Origin of the sequence: Streptomyces sp. NPDC053431, assembly GCF_044544925.1 — a bacterium.
Classification (GTDB): domain Bacteria; phylum Actinomycetota; class Actinomycetes; order Streptomycetales; family Streptomycetaceae; genus Streptomyces.
In genome coordinates this window covers 1-3,414 of the sequence record NZ_JBITXX010000065.1, presented here as the reverse complement: position 1 = coordinate 3,414, position 3,414 = coordinate 1, and the positions used below count along the sequence as shown (strand labels likewise).

3 protein-coding genes, 1 tRNA gene and 1 pseudogene are annotated in these 3,414 nt (G+C 65.0%); all 5 read left to right on the top strand.

The window, feature by feature from the left end:
• Positions 1-295 precede the first annotated feature (295 nt).
• On the top strand, positions 296-859 hold the full coding sequence (locus tag ACIGXE_RS37570; RefSeq protein WP_399754653.1) for a SigE family RNA polymerase sigma factor: 564 nt from the start codon (positions 296-298) through the stop codon (positions 857-859).
• Positions 860-1,059: 200 nt separating this feature from the next.
• The gene (locus ACIGXE_RS37565; protein ID WP_399754651.1) at positions 1,060-1,497 is read left to right on the top strand and encodes a hypothetical protein; all 438 of its coding nucleotides are present in this window, start codon (positions 1,060-1,062) and stop codon (positions 1,495-1,497) included.
• A gap of 513 nt (positions 1,498-2,010) precedes the next feature.
• Positions 2,011-2,175, top strand: a pseudogene (locus ACIGXE_RS37560) (IS5/IS1182 family transposase); the annotation flags it as partial.
• A 370-nt stretch (positions 2,176-2,545) separates the two neighbouring features.
• Positions 2,546-2,629: transfer RNA gene (locus tag ACIGXE_RS37555), tRNA-Leu, on the top strand.
• A gap of 29 nt (positions 2,630-2,658) precedes the next feature.
• On the top strand, positions 2,659-3,030 hold the full coding sequence (locus ACIGXE_RS37550; protein ID WP_399754649.1) for a histone-like nucleoid-structuring protein Lsr2: 372 nt from the start codon (positions 2,659-2,661) through the stop codon (positions 3,028-3,030).
• Positions 3,031-3,414: the final 384 nt, after the last annotated feature.

The window sequence follows — 3,414 nt, the reverse complement described above, 5'->3', positions numbered from 1 at the left end:
CGTTCCGCTGGCTCCACCGCTACAACACCCGACGCCGGCACTCCCGACTCGGACAACGCAGCCCGATCGCTTACGAGACAGCGCTCGGAACAACATCAACTACGCTGACCCAAGCCGCATAGCCCGTGTCCAAGATTCGGGGTCAAGGCCCTTCTACGTGTTCGACACGCACAAGGTCGGCGAGGACAAGCCGGTTATCACCGTGCAGAACTAGCAGAACGGGCGGCCGCCGCTTTCTGGGCGGTGGCCGCCTGCTGCTTGCTTGGGCTGCACGCCGATCTTGGGCAAGGACCAAATGACCAGCACCATCGACGATGAGTTCCAGGACTTCATGGCCGCTCGCTGGCCGGCCCTGGTCCGCACCGCCTACCTGCTTACTGGAAGCCACCACAGTGCCGAAGACCTCGCCCAGAGCGCGCTGGCCCGGGCCTTCGTGAAGTGGCACCGGGTGCGTGACAGCCACGACCCGGCCGCCTACCTGCGCCAGATCATGATCCGCTGCCACGCGGACCAGTTCCGCCGCAGCCGGATCCGTGAATGGCTCACCAGCCACCTGCCCGACACTGCCGCACCGTCCCATGAGACGTCCCGGGACCAGCGCGAGGCCCTGATACAGGCGCTGGGGAAGCTGCCGGCCCGGCAGCGCACGGCGGTGGTACTGCATTTCTTCGAGGACATGCCTCACACCCAGGTAGCGGCAGCGCTGGGAACCCAGGAAAGCACGGTGCGCAGCCAGCTGTCCCGCGCCCTGGCCAAGCTACGCCAGGACGGCTTACTGATCGAGCTGACCGGCCGCACTTCCCTTGCCTCCCTCTCGCCTTCTACACCCATCCACTTGACAGGAAAGGACGGCCGGTGAACTCCGACGACGCCCTGTCCCAAGCGCTGCGTCAGGCCGCTTCCCAAGTCCCCGTTGGTCCGCCCCCTGTAGGAGCGGTTATCCGTCAGGGACAGAGCCTGCGCCGCCGCCGCCGTCGCGCCGCCGGCCTGGCTGTTGCCGCGGCACTCCTCGCCCCCGCCGGCCTCCTGGCCGTCCGGTCAACCGCAACACCCCCCGTCATGCCCGCCAGCACCGCGACAGCGACCGCGACCGCTCAGGTGGTGGCATCCGGCGAAAAGGTCACGACTCTTTCGGGCACGTCCCTGTGGCTGACCCGGCAGGGCCTGTTTCTGGTGGCCGCCGGTCATCCCGCCTCCGCCCCGGACACCCTCCTGGTCGCGGACACACCCGCCGGCCACGTGGGGGGCATGGTGGCGCGGGGCAGCAGCTCGGGCACTGTCTGGGCCGGGATCTACCGTGATCCCGGAGCACCCTCCAAGATCACTATTGAGGTCGGTGACCAGACCCTTCGGGCCAGGATCTACACGCTGCCCGGCTCTCCGGGCTGGGTCGCCTACTCTGCGGATACGTCCACACCTCTCCGCTCCGACCTCTCCAAGCCCACCGTCCGTGCCTATGCCGCGGACGGCGCTCTGCTGCTGACCACCCGCCTGTGATACCGGGGACGGCCGCCCCCGCAGCACGCCGGTCATCGACGCCGGGTGGTGGCGTCCAGCGAGTAAGGCGGCCTGAACGGGAGCGCACGTGCCGCTGACCCAAGAGTCCCACCTGAGCTGTGACGCCGTAGCGGTCTGTCGGGTAAGCATGCGGTACCGGCAGCTGGCAGGGCGACCTGCGACAACACAGCTCCTGAAAATGATCAGATGCCCGCGCTCACTGCCATTGCTTGACGGCCAGTGGCCCGGCTGGAGCCACGGCTGCCGCAGGGTCAGCCCTCGACAGTGGCGGAGCCGCAGGCCGCCCCGCCTGGTCCACCCACTACAAGCCCCACCTCGCCCTGACCGTGGCTCTGTTCGCCGAACACCCCGCCACCGGTACCCACCCGACCACCCCCAGTCCCCGCAAGCAGCCGCCACCCGGATCACAGCCGACATCAACTACCACCGACCCCACACCGGCATCGCCGGCCAAACCCCCGCCAGCCGCAGCACCAACCTCTCCGGACAACACACCTAGGCCGGCACCGGCGGGTCATCGAGCGGACCATCTCCTGGCTCACCGGTTACCGTCGGCTCAACCACCGCTACGAACACGACCCCACCAACTACCTGGCCTTTCCCGGACTGGCCGCAGCCACCCGCCGCTACAAACGCCTCGTCCGCCTCACCACATAGGACACGGCCTTATAAGGGCCTCTAAGTGTGTTTGCTGGACAGGTTGGTGCTGCGGCTGACTGGGATTTGACCGGCGATGCCGTTGCGGGTCAGTGGTACATCAATGAAGCCAGTCGACGAAGGCGAGTGATGATTACTCATTCCCGCCGCCCCGCGCAAATATACGCTTACTCCTCCTGTTGGAATATCGCGATTGCGCTTTATTGCGACACATTCGCAGAGATTCCCCGAAAATTGTGATGACTGAGGATATTTCCCAAGGCGGGCCGACCCATCGACCCAGATTGTACGAAACTGCGTTCGGCTGGATGCTCCTGCCCCGGAGATGCTTCTCGGTGGCTGAGGTACTCTGAGGCTAGCTATACTGAACGGGAGTGTGGCGGAACGGGCAGACGCGCCGGATTCAAGTCCCGGTGTCCTTCGCGACGTGAGGGTTCGACTCCCTCCACTCCCACCTTAGGGGCGAGTCGGGCCTTCATAGACATGATTTGGGGGGTGCGTGTGTCGAAGTTCGGTTGGTGCATTACTGGCCATCACCAGTCGTGCCCAGTGAAGACACTGAGCGGGGCTGTCTGCGCTTGCATCTGTCACAGTCAAACGCACGACAACACGGAACCACCCAATGCGCTACGAAAAAGGAAAGAAGAGACGATTCTAGAACGGCAGGAAATCGTGCCGGTAGATTCAACTCACTCGGTGAAATCAGAGACAGTCTCCTTCGCTATCGACGGCGAGACCTATGAGGTCGATCTGAACAGCAGTCAGGCCTCCGTGCTCAGGGATGCTCTGGCTCCCTACGTCGCGGCAGCCCGCCCGATCAAGTGCGGCGCACCCTGTCCAGAAGCGCGTAGATGATCGCGACGGAAGGAGCAACGGCGCCGGTCTTACTCGCTTGAGCTGCGGAGTGGGAAGTCGGTGTTTGTGCTGGTGCGGGCCGCGTCACTTTGTAGGAGCGACACCCGACAGGACTGTGGTCGTCACGCGCAGGCAGCTCACCGATTGCCCAGTTGAAGTGCATCCAGCCGTATCTGCCCATCGGCAGGTAGGAGGGGGCAGCACTCGGAGCGGTTGCGCGAGCAGGTCGAGGGTGTGATCTGGGGTTCCGATCTAGTGACCTGAGTCAGAGATTCGTCGTTAGTCGGGCATGAGTCGTCCGGGTCCGAAGATTCCGCCGTTGTCGGTCACCGACGCCCAGCGGGCGGTGCTGGAGGGGTGGTTACGTCGCCGGACGACGGCCCA

Excerpts from the sequence above, each read along its gene's own strand:
- ACIGXE_RS37565 (WP_399754651.1), top strand. The coding sequence starts at position 1,060 with ATGCCCGCCAGCACCGCGACAGCGACCGCGACCGCTCAGGTGGTGGCA.
- ACIGXE_RS37570 (WP_399754653.1), top strand. The coding sequence starts at position 296 with ATGACCAGCACCATCGACGATGAGTTCCAGGACTTCATGGCCGCTCGC.
- ACIGXE_RS37550 (WP_399754649.1), top strand. The coding sequence starts at position 2,659 with ATGATTTGGGGGGTGCGTGTGTCGAAGTTCGGTTGGTGCATTACTGGC.